Raw genomic sequence first — 18388 nt, 5'->3', positions numbered from 1 at the left:
CGGCCCCGGCGGACCCGCGCCCGGCCGGGCCGCTGCAGGTGGGCGACCAGGTGGTGCTCGACGGGGGCGGCACCGCCGCCGAGGTGCTCGAGCTCGACGACGACGAAGCCGTCATCGCCGTGGGGGCGCTGCGGATGCGGGTCCGGCGCGACCGCCTCACGAAGGTGGGTGGCCCCCGCCGTCAGGAGGTGACCGTCCGCCAGGTGGCCGCCTCGCCCGCCGACCTGGTGGGGATGCGGGCCCGCACCCACATCGACCTGCGCGGCCGCCGCGTCGACGAGGCGCTGGCCGAGGTCACCCGCTTCCTCGATGAGGCCGTGGCCGCCGGGCTGGAGCGCGTCGAGATCCTCCACGGCAAAGGCACGGGCGCCCTCCGCCAGGCCATCCACGAAGAACTCGCCCGCCGCGACGACGTCGCCGCCTTCGACGAAGCCCCGTGGAACCAGGGCGGCGCCGGCGTCACGGTGGTGACGCTGAAGTAGGGGGCCGGTTGTACGTTTCAGGTTTCAATGCGAATTAAGAGTTGACACCATGGTGTCCTGAGCGTTTAGAAGGAGATGACCCCTCACCTCCAACCAAACGCCCGAGGACCCCATGGACTGGCAATATACGCTCATTCATCTGTTCCTCCACGTCTGWGMGTCAGCGGCTCGCCCAGGAGCAGCCATCCCAGCAGCACCGCCACCAGCGGGTTGACGTAGGCGTGCGTGGAGACGGCTGCCGTAGAGACGTGGCGCAGCAGCCACACGTAGGCGCTGAAGGCCACGATGGAGCCGAACACGACCAGGTAGGCCCAGGCGCCGACGGAGGCCCACGTGAAAGCGGCCACGTTCACGTGGCGTCCCTCGCCGGCCAGCAGTCCCGCCAGCACGAGCCATCCGCCCCCGGCGAGCATCTGCAGGGCCGTGCCCAGGAACGGATCACGGGGCAGGTCGGCCCGCTTCGAGAGGAGGGAGCCGGCGGCCCAGGAGAGCGTTCCCCCCAGGATGGCGAAGACGGCCGGCAGGTAGAGCCCGCCCGCGCTCCGGAGCGAAGCGGGGTCGAGGAGCAGGAGCACGCCCGCAAGGCCCACGACCAGCCCGAGGAGGGTGCGCCCGCCGGGACGTTCCTCGCCCTGCCAGAGCCATCCCAGCAGCACCATCCACAGCGGCGTCGTGGTGATGACCAGCGCCGCCACGCCCGTGGGCACGTACAGCTCGGCCCAGGCCACCGTGCCCGTGCCCACCGACAGCATCAGCCCGCCCAGCAGCGCCGCCGCGCCCCACTGCCGGGCCGTGGCCCGCGCCCGGCCCCGCAGGGCCAGCCAGCCGTAGAGCAACAGCCCCGCCAGCCCGAACCGCGCCCCCAGCATCAGGAGCGGCGGCATCGTGTCGATGGCGACGTGGATCGCCAGGTACGTCGAACCCCAGACGAAGTAGACGGCCAGAAATGCCAGTAGCAGATCCCAGCGGATTCCGGCCCGTGTGGTGTCGGGCATCGCATCCTCCGAAAAATGGTATTCCCTTGCTCTCTCACGAGGCTTCTGATTATAAGATTCATTTATTATCTTAATGCTTTGTATAAGTTATCCTGATGATAGGAGGAGTCATGAACGACCTGCCCGTCGACCTGTTGCGGAGCTTTGTCACCATCGCCGAGGTGGGAAGCTTTTCCCGGGCGGCCGAGCAGCTGTACCGGACCCAGCCGGCGCTGAGCCTCCAGATCAAGCGGCTCGAAGAGATGGCGGGGGTGAGGCTGCTGGAACGGAGCGGGCGCCAGGTGCGGGTGACCGAGGCCGGGCAGGTGCTCCTCACCTATGCCCGCCGCATCCTGGACCTGCACGAAGAGGCGCTGGCCCGCCTCTCGGCCGTCGACACCGAGGGGGCCGTCCGGGTGGGGGTGCTCGAAGAGGTGGCCCTCGGCCCGCTGGTGGACCTGCTGACCAAGTTCGGGCGGCTCTGTACGAAGATCCAGATCGAACTGGTGGTGGCTACGAGCTGGGACCTGGCCCGTGCCATCCGGGAGAACCGCCTCGGGCTGGCCGTGGCCAACCGCGCCTATGCCACCGACGAGACGGACGTGCAGCCGCTCTGGCAGGAGGAGTACGTCTGGGCCACCCACCCCGACTACGACTTCCTCGACGAGGACCCGCTTCCGCTCATCCTGGACCCGCTCGACTGCCCGTGGAACGTGCGGGACCGGGTGCTGGCCGCGCTCGACGCCCAGGGCCGGGCCTGGCGGATCGTCTTCAGCAGCCTGAGCCTGAGTGCCCAGCAGGCGGCCGTCCGCGCCGGCCTCGGGCTGGGGCTGCTGGCCCGCAGCGCCCTCACGCCGGACGTGCGCGTGCTCCCGCCGGAGGCCGGCCTGCCCGCCGCCCCGACCGCCGAGATCGCCCTCTATCGGGCCGCCAACGCCACCTCGCCGGCCTGCGAGCGCCTGGCCGAGTTCCTCCTGACCCACCTGTGCGCCGCCCCCGGCACCACCCCGCTGGATACCCCCTTCCGGAGCCTGACCATAGGCGGCTGACGCTGCGTCGTGCGTATTTCGTATTGCGTATGGTTTGTTTCCTTTACGCACTACGCACTACGCACGACGCACTACGCACGACGCACCAGCAAGGACCTGCTCCGACATTCACAGGCTGCGTTATCGATGGAAACGGCATCACCGAACTGGTTTCGCGAGATCGACCACACGGGCGACATCGGCATCGAGGTGGAGGCGCCCGACCTGGACACCCTCTTCGCCCGCGCCGCCCGGGGGATGTTCGCCATGCTCACGGATCTGGCGTGCGTGCGACCCGGGCGCAGCCGCCGCGTGCAGGTGGAGGCCCCCGACCGGGATGCCCTGATGGTTCGCTGGCTCTCCGAGCTGAACTACCTGCACCTGACCGAGGGCTGGCTCTTCTGCCGCTTCGACGTCGAGGAGCGCACGGACCGGCACCTGACGGCCACCGTTCACGGCGAAACGTTCGATCCGGCCCGTCATACGATCTACACGGAGATCAAGGCCGTCACCTTCCACGGCCTGACGATCCGCCGGGAGAACGATCGGTGGATCGCCCGCGTTATCTTCGATATGTGATCCGCCAACGTTTGACGTTCAACGTTCCACGTTCAACGTTCCACGTAACCCCCGACCGCTATCGTCATGGCCCTGAAGATTCGCCAGTTGAACGAGTATCTGTGGGAGATCCCGAAGGAGGGCGGGATGCGGGTGCCGGCCCGGATCTACGCCACGAAGCGGATGATGGACGACATCCGCTCCGACAACGCCCCGCAACAGGCCGCCAACGTGGCCCATCTGCCCGGCATCGTGAAGGCGTCGCTGGCCATGCCGGACATCCACTGGGGCTACGGCTTCCCCATCGGCGGGGTGGCGGCTTTCGACCTCGATGAAGGGGTCATCTCGCCTGGCGGCGTTGGGTACGACGTGAACTGCGGCGTCCGGTTGATGGCTTCGGAGCTGCGACGGGAGGACGTGGCACCCCGGGCGAAGGCACTCATCGAGGAGCTGTTTCGCCGCGTGCCCACCGGCGTGGGCGTGGGGGGGGCCGTCAAGGTGGACGAGAAGACGCTCCGCAAGGTGGCCGTCGAGGGGGCGCACTGGGCCGTGAAGGCCGGCTACGGCACGGAGGAGGACCTCGGCTTCATCGAGGAGGGCGGGCGCATCGAGGGGGCCGATCCCGGCGCCATCTCGGACCGGGCCTGGGAGCGCGGCCGCACCCAGCTCGGCACGCTGGGCTCCGGCAACCACTTCCTCGAAGTCGACTACGTGGCCGAGGTCTACGACGAGGAGGCGGCCCGGGTGCTCGGCCTCTTCCCCGGGCAGGTGGTCGTCATCATCCACACCGGCTCGCGCGGCTTCGGCTACCAGACGTGCGACGACTACCTGGCCGTCATGGACCGGGCCATGCAGCGGTACAACATCACGTTGCCGGACCGGCAGCTGGCCTGTGCCCCGCTGCGCTCCTCCGAAGGGAAAGCCTATCTGGGCGCGATGCGGTGTGCCGTCAACTTCGCCTTCGCCAACCGGCAGATCATCGCCCACAACACCCGTCTGGCGTTTGCCGAGGCGCTGGGGCTGAAGCCCGGGGCGGCGGGGCTGCGGACCGTCTACGAGGTGGCGCACAACATCGCCAAGATCGAGGAGCACGAGGTCGACGGGCAGCGGCTGCGGGTGTGCGTGCACCGCAAGGGGGCCACGCGGGCCTTCGGACCGGGGATGACCGAGGTGCCGGCGCGCTACCGGGCCGTCGGCCAGCCCGTGCTCATCCCCGGCGACATGGGGCGGTACTCATACGTGCTCATCGGCACCGAGACGGCCATGCACGAGACGTTCGGCAGCACCTGCCACGGGGCGGGCCGCCGCATGAGCCGCCGCCAGGCCAAGAAGGCCGCCCGCGGGCGCAACGTGGCCCTCGAGCTCGAACGCGAGGGGATCTTCGTCCGCGGCGCCAGCCTCCGTACCATCGACGAGGAGATCCCCGAGGCCTACAAAGACGTGGCCGACGTGGTGGACACCTGCGCCCTGGCCGGCATCTCGAAGAAGGTGGCCCAGCTCCGCCCGATCGGATGCATCAAAGGCTGAGGGCGTTCGGGTTTCCCGTTTCACGTTGCTCGTTCCAGGTTGATAGGCTCAACGTTCAACGCGCAACGGGAAACGGCTTCGTGCCTTTGTGGCGAATATCTGTGCCGTGGCAGGCTCTACCCCTCCGTCGCTTCGCATGGGGAGGGGCTGGGTGGTCGCGTCGTGCGAAGCCAGAACCCTTCCCCCTGGCCGCAGGCCGCACAGGGGGAAGTACCCCGAAGGGGGGATGGGGGTCATACCCGCCGCGACACCTCCTTCGTCCAGATTCTACCCCTCCGTCGCTTCGCATGGGGAGGGGCTGGGTGGTCGCGTCGTGCGAAGCCAGAACCCTTCCCCCTGGCCGCAGGCCGCACAGGGGGGAGAAACCTGGTGGCTTCGTCGTCTACTGCGTAACGCCAAAAAAAGGGGTGCCTCCGGCGGGGAAGCACCCGTAACCAGATCGATCATATCGACCGGCCCTTTATAGAGATTGGGGAGGTGTGGAGGGGTGGACAAAACCCCGCGCTTTCAAGCCGGGGATAAGGCGATGGTACATCGCCCCTGGAGCCCCTCCGCTTCCCGTGAGGGAGTTCTCCGCCGTCTGTAGACGGCGGCACGACCGAAGGGGAACCTTACGCACATAATAGGGGTGCGTGTAACTATGCCCGAGGTGATACGAACATATCGTTACCGCGCCTACCCCAATGCCGAGCAAAGGGACAACCTTGCCCGAACGTTCGGCTGTGCCCGCTGGGTGTACAACTGGGGGCTGGAGCGTAGAACCAACGCTTACCACGGCGAGGGCAAAAGCCTCACCTACAACAGCCTCGCCGTCGAACTCACGCAGATCAAGAAACGGGAGGAGACGCGGTGGCTCGGGGAGGTATCCAGCGTCGTACTTCAGCAATCGCTTCGCAACCTCGAACGTGCCTTCACGAACTTCTTCGAGGGTCGGAGCGGCTACCCCTCCTTCAAGCGCAAACGTGGAACGCAGTCGGCGACCTACGCCAGCAGCGCCTTCCGCTTCGACCCCGAAGCGATGACGCTCACGCTGGCGAAGCAGAAGACGCCGCTCAAGATCCGGTGGAGCCGAAAGCCAGAGGGCGAGGTCGTCAAGGTGACGGTGACGCTCGATCCGTCGGGTCGCTACCACGTCTGCCTGCACTGCCGGTGCAAGGTAGAGCCGCTGCCGCCCGCCGATCCGGGCGGAAAGACAGGCAAGAGCGTCGGCGTCGATCTCGGGCTCAATGACGTGGTTGTGACCTCTGACGGTTTCCGCAGCGGCAACAAGGGCCGTGTAACACGGCCAAAGCACCTCCGCAGAGCGTATCGCCGTCTGCGTCGGGCGCAGAAAGCTCTCAGCCGGAAGCAGAAAGGGAGCAACAACTGGGAGAAGCAGCGCCGAAAAGTGGCGAAGCTCCACACCCGCATTGCTGACCGGCGCAGCGACTTCATCCACAAGCTCACGACCGATCTTGTCAAGAACCACGACGTGATCGCTGTCGAGAGCCTTGCGGTGAAGAATATGCTGAAGAATCGCACCCTTGCTCGCTCCATATCGGGGGCGAGTTGGGGCGAGATCGTACGTCAGCTCGAATACAAGTGCGCGTGGTACGGGCGTACGCTCATCAAGGTAGATCGCTGGTTTCCAAGCAGTAAACGCTGTAGCGCGTGCGGGCACCTCCGGGCCGAAATGCCGCTCGCCGTGCGCCGCTGGACCTGCGAGGAATGCAGTACCGAACACGACCGCGACAAAGGCCGCGTAACGCGGCCCAACGCGGCGAAGAACATTCTGGCGGTCGGAGCGACCGTGGCAGCCTGTGGAGATCTGAGTAAGACCAGCGCAGCTATTCAGTTGCATGGCATCGGTCGATGAAGCAGGAATCTCCCGCTTTCAAGCGGGGGAGGCTCAATCTTCTTCCCGGTTGTTGAACAGGGCTTTGGCCTCGCGGGCGCCCTGCCGCTTCCGGTCGATCTGTTTTTCGCGCCAGGTCCGCACCTCGCGGAAGAGCGTCTCCTTCATCTTCACGATGGCCTGCTGGAGATCGGGCGACGTCTCCTCGACGCGGATCAGGCGGCCCGGCACCGACACGTTGGCCTCGGCCCGGTAGAGCGTCTCATCCTTGCGATGGTGGTTCGTGGTGCGTTCGAGTTCTACGTCGACCCGCACCGGGTCCAGCTTCATATTGCCGAACGCCGGCCGGCAGTCTTGCAGCTTTTCCTCCACGTAGGTGCGGAGTTCGGGCGTCAGCTCGAGGTTGGTTCCCTGGATGGTGATGTTCATCGTCGTCCGTGGTAATCGTTGATGAGCAGGGCGAGGTACGTGTGATGTGGTTCGGGCCGGGATAGTCCACCCGGCTCCCGCGATCGTTGACGGCAGGATAAGAAACGGGGTTCCGTGTTTTGTCAGGGAATTCCGGCGCGGCCGTGCCGGGAAAACCGGGATCGAGGGGCGAGCTTGCCTGTTCGTTTGATATATTGGCGGATGGTTCTGGATGGGGCCGGGGCCGCCGGAGCATGAAGGCTTCGAGATCCATGAAGGCACTACCGCTCAGGGAGGCGCAGCTACGGGTGTTGCTCGAGCATGCGCTGGATGTCATCCTCGTGCTGGCAGGGGACGGCACGATCGTCTATGCCAGTGCTTCGGTGGCGCGAACGCTCGGGTATGATCCGGAGGAGTTGCTCGGCGCCGTCTTTTCCGATTTCGTGCATCCGGACGACGAGCGCCTGCTGCACCGTGATGCGGTTTATCCGGTCGGGCAGGAGGCCGGTCAGGTTCTACGTTTCCGGCACCGTGACGGCATGTGGCGGGTGCTGGAGGTCGTATGGCGATGGGGGGAGGGGCACGGTGAGCGGATCCTCAGCGCGCGCGACGTCACCGAGCGGCGGTGGGCCGAGGAGGCACTTCGCGAGAGCGAACAGCAATACCGGGCCCTGATCGAACAGTCGGCCGATGCCATCTACGTGTTGCAGGAGGGGAGCTTTGTGCTGGTCAACAGGGCCTGGGAGCAGCTCTTCGGGTACACGCGGGCCGAGGCCCTGGCCCCGTCGTTCGACGCCATGGGGCTGGTGGCGCCGTCGGGCCGGGCGTGGATGGTGCGGCGCCGGCGCCTGCAGGCCCTGGGCCGGCGTGTGTCGCCGGTCTTCGAGATCCAGGGGTTGCGTTGCGACGGTTGCCTGCTCGACCTCGAGGTCAGCGAGGCGGACATTCTCTGGAAGGGGCGGCCCGCCATCCAGGGCGTGGCCCGCAACGTGACCGAGCGCAAGCGGTCCGAGGCGGCCCTGCGCCGGTATGCCGAACGCCTCGAAGTGCTGCGGGGGATCGACCGGGCGTTGCTGAGCGCACCCTCGTCCGCCACGATCGCCGAGGCGGCGGTCCGGCACATCCGCAAGCTGATCCCGTGTGCCTGGGCCGGGGTGTTGCTGGGCGGGGGCGAGGATGCCGGCATGGAGACGCCGTGCGTCCGGATGGTCGTCGCCGCTCAGGAGGGGGAGGCGGCCGTCCGGTTACCGGAGGCGGCTTTCAGCCTGGCGGAACTGGGGCTGACCGGCACCCCGGAACCGGAAAGCATGGACCTGCTTCTCGATCTGAGCCGGGTTCCGCTCCAGGTGGCCGGTCCGGCGCCGGCATGGCGTCCGCTGCGCGAGGCCGGTATCCGGTCGGTGCTCCGGGTGCCGCTCCGCATGCAGGCGACCTGGCTGGGCCTCATCGCGCTGGGGGCGCGGGCGTCGCAGGCCTTCACCCCGGACCACCTCGATATCGCCCGGGAAGTTGCCGAGCAACTGTCCGTGGCGGTGCACAGCATGCGCCTTTTCGAAGCGGTCAGCGCTGCACACGTGCGGCTGGAACGGCTCTCGCATCGCCTCGTCGAGGTGCAGGAGCAGGAGCGACGCCACATCGCCCTCGAACTGCACGACGAGATCGGGCAGGTGCTCACCGCGCTCAACTATACCCTGGATTTTGCCGATACGCCGCTGGCACCCGAGGACGAGGCGAAGCTGCACCGGGCCCGCGAGCTGGTTCACCTGCTGACCGCACGGGTGCGCAACCTCTCACTCAACCTGCGCCCCCCCATGCTCGACGACCTGGGGTTGTTGCCCGCGCTCGTCTGGTACTTCGAACGTTACCAGCAGCAGACCGGCCTCCGGGTCTGTTTCGACCCGGGCAACCTGCACGGCGAGCGGTTCCGTCCCGAGGTGGAGACGGCGGCTTACCGGATCATCCAGGAAGCCCTGAACAACGCCGCACGCCATGCCGAAACCGACACGGTGGAGGTGCGGGTCTGGACCGGGGCGGACGGGCTGCTGCTGGAGGTTCGGGACGAAGGGAAAGGGTTCGATCCGCGTCAGATGGCGCAGGCACGTCCCTCCGCCGGGCTTTCGGGTATGCAGGAGCGGGCCGCGCTGGTAGGGGGGCGTCTGTACCTGGAGGCGGCACCCGGCCGGGGCACCCGCATTCGGGCCGAACTGCCCCGCTGGTCCTGAGGGGCCCCACCCGGCCGTGATGCCGGGCGGTGTGGACAGGGTCCGGCCAAACACCTATAATAGTTCCGGACTCGTTTCTACAACCGGTTGGATGATGAACCGCAGGCTACGCAGGCAGATTCTGACGGCGCTGGCCATCCTGGTCGGTTTCGTTGTGCTGATGGTGATCCTGAGCCGGATCCTGGGTTGAGGTTCAGGTTTGGGTGCAGGCATCGCAGGGGCACATGGCACGCAGGCGGCGCCATGTGTAGATGCCGGTGTCGTGCCCGTCGTCCCAGATGAAGCGCAGGGCGTAGTGGCCCACCGGTTCGAGGCGGAGGTGTTCCCAGCGCATCAGGGCAGGCACACGGAAGAGGGCCGGGTCGGGCAGTTCGTCCGTCCCTTCATGGCCCCGGCAGGCGGCGCAGGGGCAGGCCCGTCGCAGCCCGTCGAGCGGGAAGACGCTCCGGTGCCCGTCCTGCCAGACGATCGTCAGCGTCTGGGCTTCCCGGTCGACCGTCACGCGGCGGGCCGTGTAGCGGGGATCCATGGGCGGAGGCGCTCCGCGTTTAAATGAAGGCGGCGTACATTTCTTCGATCAGGGGGGCGTAGGCCTGTTCGATGGCGCGGCGCCGGGGCTTGAGCGTCGGCGTCATCAACCCGTTCTCGACCGTGAACGGTTCGGAAAGCAGGCGGAAGTTGCGGATCTTTTCGTGGGCGGCCGCCTCGCGGGAATAGCGTCGGAAGAGCTCCGAAAAATGTTTCTGAATGGCCTCCTGCGCCAGCAGCGCCTCGATGTTGTCGTAGGCCAGGTTGTTTTCGCGGGCGTATGCCTCGAGCGCGTCGAAGTCCGGCACGACGAGGGCCGTGAGGAACTCCCGTCCTTCCCCGATGATCACGATCTGGTCGATCCAGGCATCGGTTTTGAGTCGTTCTTCGATGGGGCCGGGGTAGATGTTCTTGCCGCCCTTCGAGACGATCATGTGCTTGATGCGATCGGTGATCATCAGGTAGCCCCGGTCGAAGCGGCCCACGTCGCCGGTGTGGTACCAGCCGTCGGCGTCGATGGCTTCGCGGGTGGCTTCCTCATTGTTCCAGTAGCCCTTCATGATGTTGGGGCCTTTGGCCAGGATCTCGCCTTCTTCGGTGGTCAGGTCGGAGGGGTAGTCGTCGCCGGAGAGCTGGCCGACGATCTGCCCGTCGCTCAGGCGCTGGATGGCGATGGTCACGCCCGGCAGGACGTGGCCCACGGTGCCGAAGCGGGGCCGGTCCACGGGGTTGACGGTGAGCACCGGTGCGGTTTCGGTGAGGCCGTAGCCTTCGATGATGGTGAGGCCGGCAGCCTGGAAGAACTCGCCCACCTCGCGGGGCAGGGCGGCACCCCCCGAGACGGCAAAGCGCAGGTTGCCGCCGAGCCGCTCGTGCAGCTTCGAGAAGACGAGGCGGTGGGCCAGGTGATACTTCATCTGCAGCAGCGGCCCGGGCGCTTTGCCGGCCTGGCGCCGTGCGGCGACCTGTTTGCCTGCCTGCACCGCCCAGGCGAAGAGCCGCCGTCTCACCTCCGGCCCCTCGGCGATCGACTTCTGGAGGGTGTTGTAGACCCGCTCGAAGAGGCGGGGGACGGAGATCAGCACCGTGGGATGCACCTCCATCAGGTCGCGGCTGACCGTGTCGATGCTTTCGGCGTAGGAGATCGTCGCGCCGCAGGCGAGCACGGCGAGGTAGCCGGCCGTACGCTCGAAGGAGTGGCACAGCGGGAGGAACGAGAGGTGGTGGTCTTCCGGGCCGAAGGGGACCGTTCGGAGCGCGCTCGTGACGTTCGAGCAGAAGTTGCGGTGGGTGAGCATGACGCCTTTGGGGACGCCCGTGGTGCCGCTCGTGTAGATGAGCGCCGACAGGTCGTCCGGGGTGACGGCTTCGGCCAGCGGGGCCACCTCGGCCTCGTGTTCGGCCCAGTACGCCGCGCCTTCAGCCAGGACCTCCTCCCAGGGGCGCACGAAAGCCGGATGCTCTTTGCGAAGCTCGCTCATCGTGATGACCTCTTCGAGGTCGGGGCAGTCGTCGAAGATCTTCTCGGCCTTCTTGAGCTGGATGCTGGTGGAGACCACGAAGAGGCGGGCGCCGGCGTCCCGGACGATGTACTGCACCTGGTCGGGCGGGAGTGAGGTGTAGAGCGAGACGTTGATGCCGCCCAGGAGCTGGGTGGCCAGGTCCGTGATGGCCCACTCGGGGCGGTTTTCAGAGAGGATGGCGATCCGGTCGCCGGGGCGGATGCCGCGCCGGTGGAAGTAGCCGGCCATGGCGTGAACCTGGTCGCGGAGGGCATCCCAGGGGATGTCCACCCAGGTTTTGCTCCGGCGGTCCCGGTAGCGGAGGGCAGCCCGGTTCTGCCCCGCGTAATGATCCGCCAGGCCCCGGAAGAGCTGCGGGATGGTTTCGAAGGCGACAAGGGCAGGCATGGTGGCGTGTGCTGGTTCGAGGGACGACCGTGGGCAAACGACCCCGGCCGGACCGATGGCTGCGAGGGGGGCTACCTGTCTCGCCGGCGAGGACGACACGGCGAGCGGTCTGTTTTCGCCCCTGCAGTGCCTGGCTCCGGCAGGGCCGCACCGCGACGGCGGGACGGGCCGGCCGTCGCTCCCGTGGCAACGGGGAGCATCCCGTCGAGCCGGACTGCAAGGTAACGACCCGGTAAAATCTAACCGCTCCTCCGGGCAAAGGCAATTGCAGGCTCAGGCATCGACGCCGACGGCCTCCCCGACGTGTGTGAAGCCGTCTCGTTCGAGCAGGGCGACGAGCCCCTCCTTGATGCGCCGGACGAGGCCGGGGCCTTCATAGACGAGCCCGGTATAGAGCTGGACGAGCGAGGCCCCCGCACGTATCTTCGCATAGGCCGTTTCGGCCGAGCGCACGCCCCCGGTGCCGATGATGGGACAGGCCCCACCCGTCTTCCGGAACAGATAGCGCACGAGCCGGGTGGCCCGCCGTTCGAGCGGGGCTCCGCTGAGCCCGCCGGGGCCGATGGCGTTCAGGTGCTCCGCCGGGGTGGAGAGGCCGTCGCGGTCCGGTGCCGTGTTCGCGGCGATGAACCCGTGGACCCCGTGCGCCCCGGCCACCGCAAGCAGTTCGTCGAAGAGGCTGTCGAAGACGAAGCGCTCCGAGAGCGGGGGGGAGAGCTTGACGAGGACGGGTACGGTCAGGGCCAGCGCCGCGCGCTCGGCGAAGACGGCATGGAGCAGGTCGTCGAGGGCGTTCGGGTCCTCGAAGGTTTTGCCCTCGGCCGTGTTCGGACAGGAAATGTTGAGGGCCACGTAGTCGGCCAGGGGGGCCAGCAGGCGGAAGCTCGTCCGAAAGTCCTCGACGGCCGCCTCACCCGTGAGGGTGGGGTCGTGAGTCTTGGCGAGGTTCACACCCAGGGGGAAGCCGCGGCGGCGTGCCCGGCGCAGGCGGCGTGCGACCCTGCGGGCCCCGTCGTTGTTCAGCCCCATGCGGTTGATGAGGGCCTCGTCCGCCGGCAGGCGAAAGGCACGGGGACGCGGATTACCCTTCGAACGGCGGGCGCTGACCGACCCGACCTCGGCAAAACCGAACCCCAGGCGCTGCCAGAACCGCACCAGGCGGGCGTTCTTGTCGAAGCCCGCGGCCAGCCCGACCGGGTTGGCGAAGTCGTATCCCCAGAGCGTCTGCCGCAACGCTTCGTGCTCGAAGGCAAACATCCGGCCCACGAGGCCGGGTGCGCCGGACTGGGCCAGGCGTGCCGCCCACGTGGCGAGGTGATGGGCCCGCTCGGCCTCAAGCCGGAAAAGCAGGGGGCGGATCGTTTCGTATCGCAGCTTGAAGATCGCGGCTTGCAGGGTTGAGGCGTTGCACGTTGCGCGCTACACGTACCCGTTAACATGCCTTCGGATCCCACCGTCTCTGCCCGGCGGGTGGATGTGAGGAGGGGCATGCCGGCTTCCTGCCGCTGAAACCCGGAACGCACGACCGTTGCCGTCGTCAGGCCCGCAGGGCTACCATCCCGGGATGATCTGGAAGCCGAAGTGCGCGCCTTTGATCGGGCGCTGGAACGGCTTGGCGTAGAAGATCTCGATCACGGTATAGCCGAAGAGGTTGAACCGGCCGGTGACCCCGACGCTGAAGACCGGGACGCGCTCGGTGGTGTCGCGTTCGAACTTGAGCACCGGGGCCTCGTCCTTCGTCCAGGCGAGGCCCCCGTCGGCGAAGAAGGCGATCTCGGTGGGCAGGTAGGGAAAGTTGAGCAGGCCGAACTGTTCGGTGCCCAGCAGCGGGATGCGCAGTTCGAGGCTGGCCAGGGCGATGCGCGAGCCGAGCAGCCGGTCGAACTCGGCGCAGGTGCTCTGGTCGGTCGGCGTGCATTCGATGCCTTCGAACGAGCTGAAGCTGTAGCCGCGGACGAAGGTCAGGCTGTTGGCATAGCCCAGGTATTCCTGCGTGAACAGGCTGTTGGCCAGGTCGTCCGACTCGGAGGCGCCGTAGTTGCCCAGGTGCAGGCCGCGGAAGGCCAGCGTGACGGGGTTGATGAAGAAATAGCGCCGGTAGTCGGCCAGCACCCGTACGAAGCGTTCGGTGCCGACGAAGGGGGAGACGTCGAAGCGGGAGCGCCCGCCGCGCACCGGCGAGGTGAAGCCGAAGGACGAGTAGTCGGTCACCAGTGCCAGGCCGGCCGTGCCGAAGTAGATCGGGTCGGGGGCCGGGAACTCGTCGCGTTCGCGACGGATCTGGAAGCTGGTGATGTAGTAGCGGTCGACCTCGATGTCGAAGCCGTAGCGGGTGAAGCCGCCCGAGAGTTCGATGCGCCGGGTGGTCGAGAGCGGGTAGGAGGCCAGCCCTTCCACCATGTCGATGAAGATACGCTGGCGGAGCTGTTCGACGATCTGGGCGGTCTGGCCCGTCTCCGGGTCGACGCCGAGGCCCACCCGGGTGCCGCCGATGAGGTAGGGGATGTGGGCAGCCGAGGCGCCGTAGTTGATGCGGTGCCCGCGGTTCAGGTAGGCCACCTGGGCGCCGATGTCTTTGAAGGTGCCGTTGGCCTGGGCCACCACCATCAGGTTGTGGTCCCCGAGCATGTCGCTGAAGAAGAGGGCGATGCCGCCGACGAGGGCCGTGCCGAAGGGGCCACCGGCGGCCACGCCGAGCGTCGGCGGGGCCACGTAGTCGAGCTTGAGCCGGGCGCCGTACTTGTCGATCTCGTAGTCCACATCGTCGGGCAGGCCGGTGAGCGGGTCATGCAGGTAGTTGCCCACCAGCCCCTCATGCAGGGCGCGGAACGGGGGCAGGATGCCGGCCAGGGCCGGGGTTGCTTCCTCGGGAAGGGCGACCGGTTCCCCCCGGAGCTGCTCGGGTTCCAGCGAGAACACGTTGTAGTGGTTGCCCGAGAAGACGCTGAACATCATGCGCCCGCTCTGCAGGGCCACGCTCATGGCCGGCGAGAGGGCCGTGATGCCGCTGACACCGGTTTGCAGGCGCGTCACGCGGAAGACCCGTGGTGCGGCCTCGTCGCCCGCCGGGTCGAGCGCGAGGCGGTAGACGTCTTTGAACCCTTCGTAGGTGGAGAGGAAGAAGAGGCTGCGGCCGTCCGGGGAGAACTGGGGGTTGGTGTGCATGACGTCGTCCCCGAAGGGCTTCAGGACCCGGATCTCGCCCGTCTCGATGTCGATCAGGGCGAGGCGCTCCTTGCCGTAGGCGAGCGTTTCGAAGTCGGTGCCGCCGGGGCCGCGGTCGGTCACGAAGGCGAGGGTGCGGCCGTCGGGGCTCCAGGCGGGTTGCAGGTCGGCATAGCGGTCGTTGGTGAGCTGGCGGACGACGTTGCTCCTGAGGTCGAGCAGGTAGAGGTCGCTGATGCCGCCGTCCATGCCCGAGAAGGCGAGGGTGCGGCCGTCGGGGCTCCAGGCCAGGTTCATGATCGCCGAGACGCCGTCGACGGCGATGCGGCGCTCGATGTCGCCCGAGTTCCAGTCGAGGATGGCGATCTCGTTGTCGCCTTCGACGAAGGTGATGAAGGCGAACTTCTTGCCGTCGGGCGACCAGGAGCCGGCCGAGGCGATGAACCGGATGGCGTCGAAGTGGGGGTTGGAGTTGGTGCCCTTGAGCCGTTTGACCACCTTGCCGGTGTTGGCGTCGGCGATGAAGAGGTTGATGTTGAAGATGTCGCGTTCGGAGAGGAAGGCGACGTACTGGCCGTCGGGGCTGACGACGGGCGCGACGTTGATTTCACCCCCGTCGATCTCTTTGGCGATGACCAGGCGGCCGGCTTCGGTGGCGGGGGTGCGTCCTTCGGTCAGCGGGAGGTAGGCTTCTTTGATGGCCTGGGCCCATTCCTTCGAGAGCGAGTCGGCGGTGATGCCCAGGGTGTAGACGAAGGCCGAGTCCAGCCCGACGAGCCCGCTGAGCTTGTACAGGTTGGCGACGGCGGCGTCGCCGTACTTGCCGCCGACGTAGGCCAGGTAGGCCTGGCCGTAGCGGTAGGGGAAGTAGCGGAAGTCGCGGCCGAGCTGGGCGATCGTCGGCAGGTCGTCCCGCAGGGCGGCATCGCGCATCCACATGGCCGTGTGCGGGTCGTCCCGGCCGAGGGAGAGGTACTCGGCCATGCCTTCGACGAGCCAGAGCGGTACCAGCTGGAGCGCGAAGCGCGAGCTGTCGGTGCTGTTGAGGGCGATGTCGTACTGGAACGAGTGGACGAGCTCATGCCCGAGGACGTGGTCCGTCTCCCGGTAGATGCCCGTCAGCGGCATGATGACCCGCTCCTTGAGCGACTCGGTGACGCCCCCCGTGCCCTGCCCGAGTTGCCCGCTGATGGCGTTGGTCTGCTGGAAGTCGGCGTCGTTGGCGTAAAGGAGAATGGGCTTGCGGCTGCGGAACTCGCGCAGGAAGGTGCGGCTGTGCCGGCGGTACCAGCGCTCGGCCATGCGCGCCGCATCCTTGACGGCCAGCTCCTCCTCCGGGTAGAAATAGAACTCGAAGTGCTCCGTCTTGAAGACGCGCCAGTCGAACTGGTCGTACTGAACCTTGTTGCGCCCGAAGTACTGGGCCGCGGCCGGGGTGACGGCCAGAAGCAGGGCGGCCACCACCACGGTGAGGCCGGCAAGACGAGCGGAAGTGCACATGGCCAGAGGAAAAAAGTGGATAATCACTCCATGTCTAACGGTCGTATCACGCCCGGGTTGCCTGGAAAAGGCGTCGGATGCGTTGTTCGCTGCAAGAAACAGGCCGGTGTCATGATTGGAGGCGGTGCAATCGTACCGGCGGCGCCCGGTTGCGGCTGGTTCGTCGCGTCGAGGGGCTGAACGGCCGCATCGCTCACGATGGTGCTGGCCACGGTACCCATTGCCTGACCTCCCATCGTTTGCCGGAGCGGTCACATTGTCAAGGAAGCGATGCGTTTCGTGTGGTGCAAGTCCTTTTTCGAGGCCCCTGCACAAAACCCGGCTACCGTTGTAGTTGCTTGGTGGGGCGTGGTGTTACCTGCCGGAACCTCGAACGGGTTTACCGGCTTCCAGTATACGTCTTATCCGGCCGGAGACCCACGGTATCCATGGAAGACTACCGCATTCGGATTCGCATCTTCATCGGCCTGATCCTGGTCGTGCTCTCGATCCTGGGGCTGCGGCTGTTTCAGCTTCAGGTGCTCGATGCCTCGGCCTACACGGGCGAGTCGCGGAGCAACGCCATCCGGGAGGTGCGGGTGCTGCCCGCGCGCGGCGTCATGTATGACCGCAACGGTGTGCTGATGGTGGACAATGAGCCGACCTATACCATCACGCTCACCCCCCGCTACTTCGACCGGTCCCGGATCGGGCTGCTGGCCGGCCTGCTCGGGGTGCCGGACTCGGTGGTGGCCCGGAAGCTGGATGAGGCCCGGGCCTGGAGCGCTTTCAAGCCCAGCCCGTCGTTTCGCGAGGTGCCCTTCGACGTGCTCAGCCGCATCCTGGAGCACCGGGACGAGCTGCCGGGGGTCGAATACGAGGTGGTGCCCAAGCGGCGCTACCTGACAAAGGCCCGGGCGGCCCACGCCCTCGGCTATGTCCGCGAGATCGCACGGTCCGAACTGGAGAGGCGCCGGGCCGACGGCTACCGGCAGGGCGACCTGATCGGGCAGGCCGGGCTGGAGAAGCACTACGAGGCGGCCCTGCGCGGGCAACTCGGCATCGAATACAAGCAGGTCAACGTGCACGGGCTGGTGGTGCGCCCCTACCGCGACGGTCGCGAAGACCGCCCGCCCGTCAACGGCTTCGATCTGCACCTGACGCTCGACCACCGGGTGCAGGCCCTGGCCGAGTCCCTCTTCGTGGGTAAGCGCGGGGCGGCCGTCGCCCTCGATCCGAAGACCGGCGGCGTCATCGCCTTCGTGAGCAAGCCCGACTTCGACCCGGATCTCTTCTCCCGCGCCGTGCCCCGCGAGACGTGGCAGTACCTGACCCAGAGCCCGGACAAACCCATGTTCAACCGGGCCACCATGAGCGGCATGCCACCCGGCTCCACGTGGAAGCCCTTCATGGCGCTGATGGCCCTGCAGGAAGGGATCATCACCGAGAACACGATCATCACCTGCCCGGGCGGGTACCGGCTCGGCGGTCGCGTCTTCCGGGATCATGCCGGGCACGCCCACGGGCCGATCAACGTGCGGCAGGCGATCCAGCACTCGTGCAACACCTTCTTCTTCACGGTGATGATGCGCACGGATGTCAATACCTGGAGCCGGTGGGCCAAACGCTTCGGCTTCGGCCGCCGCATCCCGATGGACATCGCCGAGCAGGACCCTGGCCTCATCCCGGATTCCTCCTACTACAACCGCACCTATCCGCGCGGCTGGACGGCCGGCTACACCATCAACCTGGGCATCGGGCAGGGGGACATGGTCGTTACGCCCATGCAACTGGCGCGCTACGTCGCCGCCGTGGCCAACGGGGGCACCCTCGTGACGCCCCACCTCGTCGACCGCCTCGAACACCCGGAGACGGGCGAGGTGCGGCGACCCGACCTGCCGGAGCCGGAGCGCATCCCGATCGATCCGAAGTATTTCGAGGTGGTGCGCGAGGGCATGCGCCGCGTCATGGAGGCCGGTACCGGCCGGGGTGTGCAGATCCCGGGCATCCCCAGCGGGGGCAAGACGGGTACGGCCCAGGCCCCGGGCGGGCGCAAGGATCACTCGCTCTTCATCATGTTTGCGCCCGTCGAAGACCCGCGGATTGCCCTGGCGGTGCTCGTCGAGAACGGCGGCTTCGGTGCCAGCCAGGCCGCTCCCATCGCCAGCCTGATGGCCGAGCAGTACCTCACCGGCCAGATCAGCCCGCAGCGGACGTGGCTCATCCAGCGCCTCATGTCGCTGCAGAGCGAGCCACTGCCGGATTGAGCGTGA

At 67.3% G+C, this 18388-nt stretch carries 12 protein-coding genes and 1 pseudogene (1 of these 13 only partly in view); 7 read left to right on the top strand and 6 right to left on the bottom strand.

The window, feature by feature from the left end; genetic code table 11:
* Window positions 1–482 (top strand): annotated as a pseudogene (locus GQ464_RS06445) (endonuclease MutS2) (it extends 1954 nt beyond the left edge of the window).
* 131 nt (window positions 483–613) lie between these two features.
* Here the strand turns inward: GQ464_RS06445 and GQ464_RS06440 are convergent.
* A complete protein-coding gene (locus GQ464_RS06440; RefSeq protein ID WP_228350677.1) occupies window positions 614–1477 on the bottom strand; it encodes an EamA family transporter in 864 nt (287 codons plus the stop codon).
* A 110-nt stretch (window positions 1478–1587) separates the two neighbouring features.
* Here GQ464_RS06440 and GQ464_RS06435 point away from each other — a divergent pair, with 110 nt between their 5' ends.
* From GQ464_RS06435 to GQ464_RS06420, 4 genes are all read left to right on the top strand, one after another.
* Window positions 1588–2505, top strand: a complete 918-nt coding sequence (locus GQ464_RS06435) for a LysR family transcriptional regulator (RefSeq protein ID WP_228350676.1) — start codon at window positions 1588–1590, stop codon at window positions 2503–2505.
* A 126-nt stretch (window positions 2506–2631) separates the two neighbouring features.
* A complete protein-coding gene (locus GQ464_RS06430) occupies window positions 2632–3063 on the top strand; it encodes an archease (RefSeq protein ID WP_166981889.1) in 432 nt (143 codons plus the stop codon).
* 66 nt (window positions 3064–3129) lie between these two features.
* The gene (locus GQ464_RS06425) at window positions 3130–4569 is read left to right on the top strand and encodes an RtcB family protein (protein ID WP_166981886.1); all 1440 of its coding nucleotides are present in this window, start codon (window positions 3130–3132) and stop codon (window positions 4567–4569) included.
* Between the two features lie 640 nt (window positions 4570–5209).
* Window positions 5210–6424, top strand: a complete 1215-nt coding sequence (locus GQ464_RS06420; protein ID WP_228350675.1) for an RNA-guided endonuclease TnpB family protein — start codon at window positions 5210–5212, stop codon at window positions 6422–6424.
* A gap of 33 nt (window positions 6425–6457) precedes the next feature.
* Here GQ464_RS06420 and hpf read toward each other — a convergent pair whose 3' ends face one another.
* The gene (gene hpf / locus GQ464_RS06415; protein WP_166980829.1) at window positions 6458–6832 is read right to left on the bottom strand and encodes a ribosome hibernation-promoting factor, HPF/YfiA family; all 375 of its coding nucleotides are present in this window, start codon (window positions 6830–6832) and stop codon (window positions 6458–6460) included.
* Between the two features lie 251 nt (window positions 6833–7083).
* Between hpf and GQ464_RS06410 the strand changes: the two genes are divergently transcribed.
* Window positions 7084–9033, top strand: a complete 1950-nt coding sequence (locus GQ464_RS06410) for a sensor histidine kinase (protein WP_166980827.1) — start codon at window positions 7084–7086, stop codon at window positions 9031–9033.
* 193 nt (window positions 9034–9226) lie between these two features.
* On the opposite strand, the gene GQ464_RS06405 is transcribed toward GQ464_RS06410, so the two are convergent.
* From GQ464_RS06405 to GQ464_RS06390, 4 genes are all read right to left on the bottom strand, one after another.
* On the bottom strand, window positions 9227–9562 hold the full coding sequence (locus GQ464_RS06405; protein WP_166980825.1) for a gamma-butyrobetaine hydroxylase family protein: 336 nt from the start codon (window positions 9560–9562) through the stop codon (window positions 9227–9229).
* A gap of 19 nt (window positions 9563–9581) precedes the next feature.
* Entirely contained in the window at window positions 9582–11471 is a 1890-nt protein-coding gene (locus tag GQ464_RS06400) for an AMP-dependent synthetase/ligase (protein ID WP_166980823.1), read from the bottom strand.
* 273 nt (window positions 11472–11744) lie between these two features.
* Window positions 11745–12830, bottom strand: a complete 1086-nt coding sequence (locus GQ464_RS06395) for a quinone-dependent dihydroorotate dehydrogenase (protein WP_166980831.1) — start codon at window positions 12828–12830, stop codon at window positions 11745–11747.
* A gap of 192 nt (window positions 12831–13022) precedes the next feature.
* Window positions 13023–16136: a BamA/TamA family outer membrane protein gene (locus GQ464_RS06390; RefSeq protein ID WP_166980821.1), complete on the bottom strand. Its 3114-nt coding sequence runs from the start codon at window positions 16134–16136 to the stop codon at window positions 13023–13025.
* A gap of 428 nt (window positions 16137–16564) precedes the next feature.
* Between GQ464_RS06390 and mrdA the strand changes: the two genes are divergently transcribed.
* On the top strand, window positions 16565–18382 hold the full coding sequence (gene mrdA, locus GQ464_RS06385) for a penicillin-binding protein 2 (protein ID WP_166980819.1): 1818 nt from the start codon (window positions 16565–16567) through the stop codon (window positions 18380–18382).
* The last annotated feature ends 6 nt before the right edge of the window (window positions 18383–18388 follow it).

It is taken from the genome of Rhodocaloribacter litoris (assembly GCF_011682235.2).
Lineage (GTDB): Bacteria > Bacteroidota > Rhodothermia > Rhodothermales > ISCAR-4553 > Rhodocaloribacter > Rhodocaloribacter litoris.
This window is presented reverse-complemented; position numbering and strand designations above follow the sequence as displayed.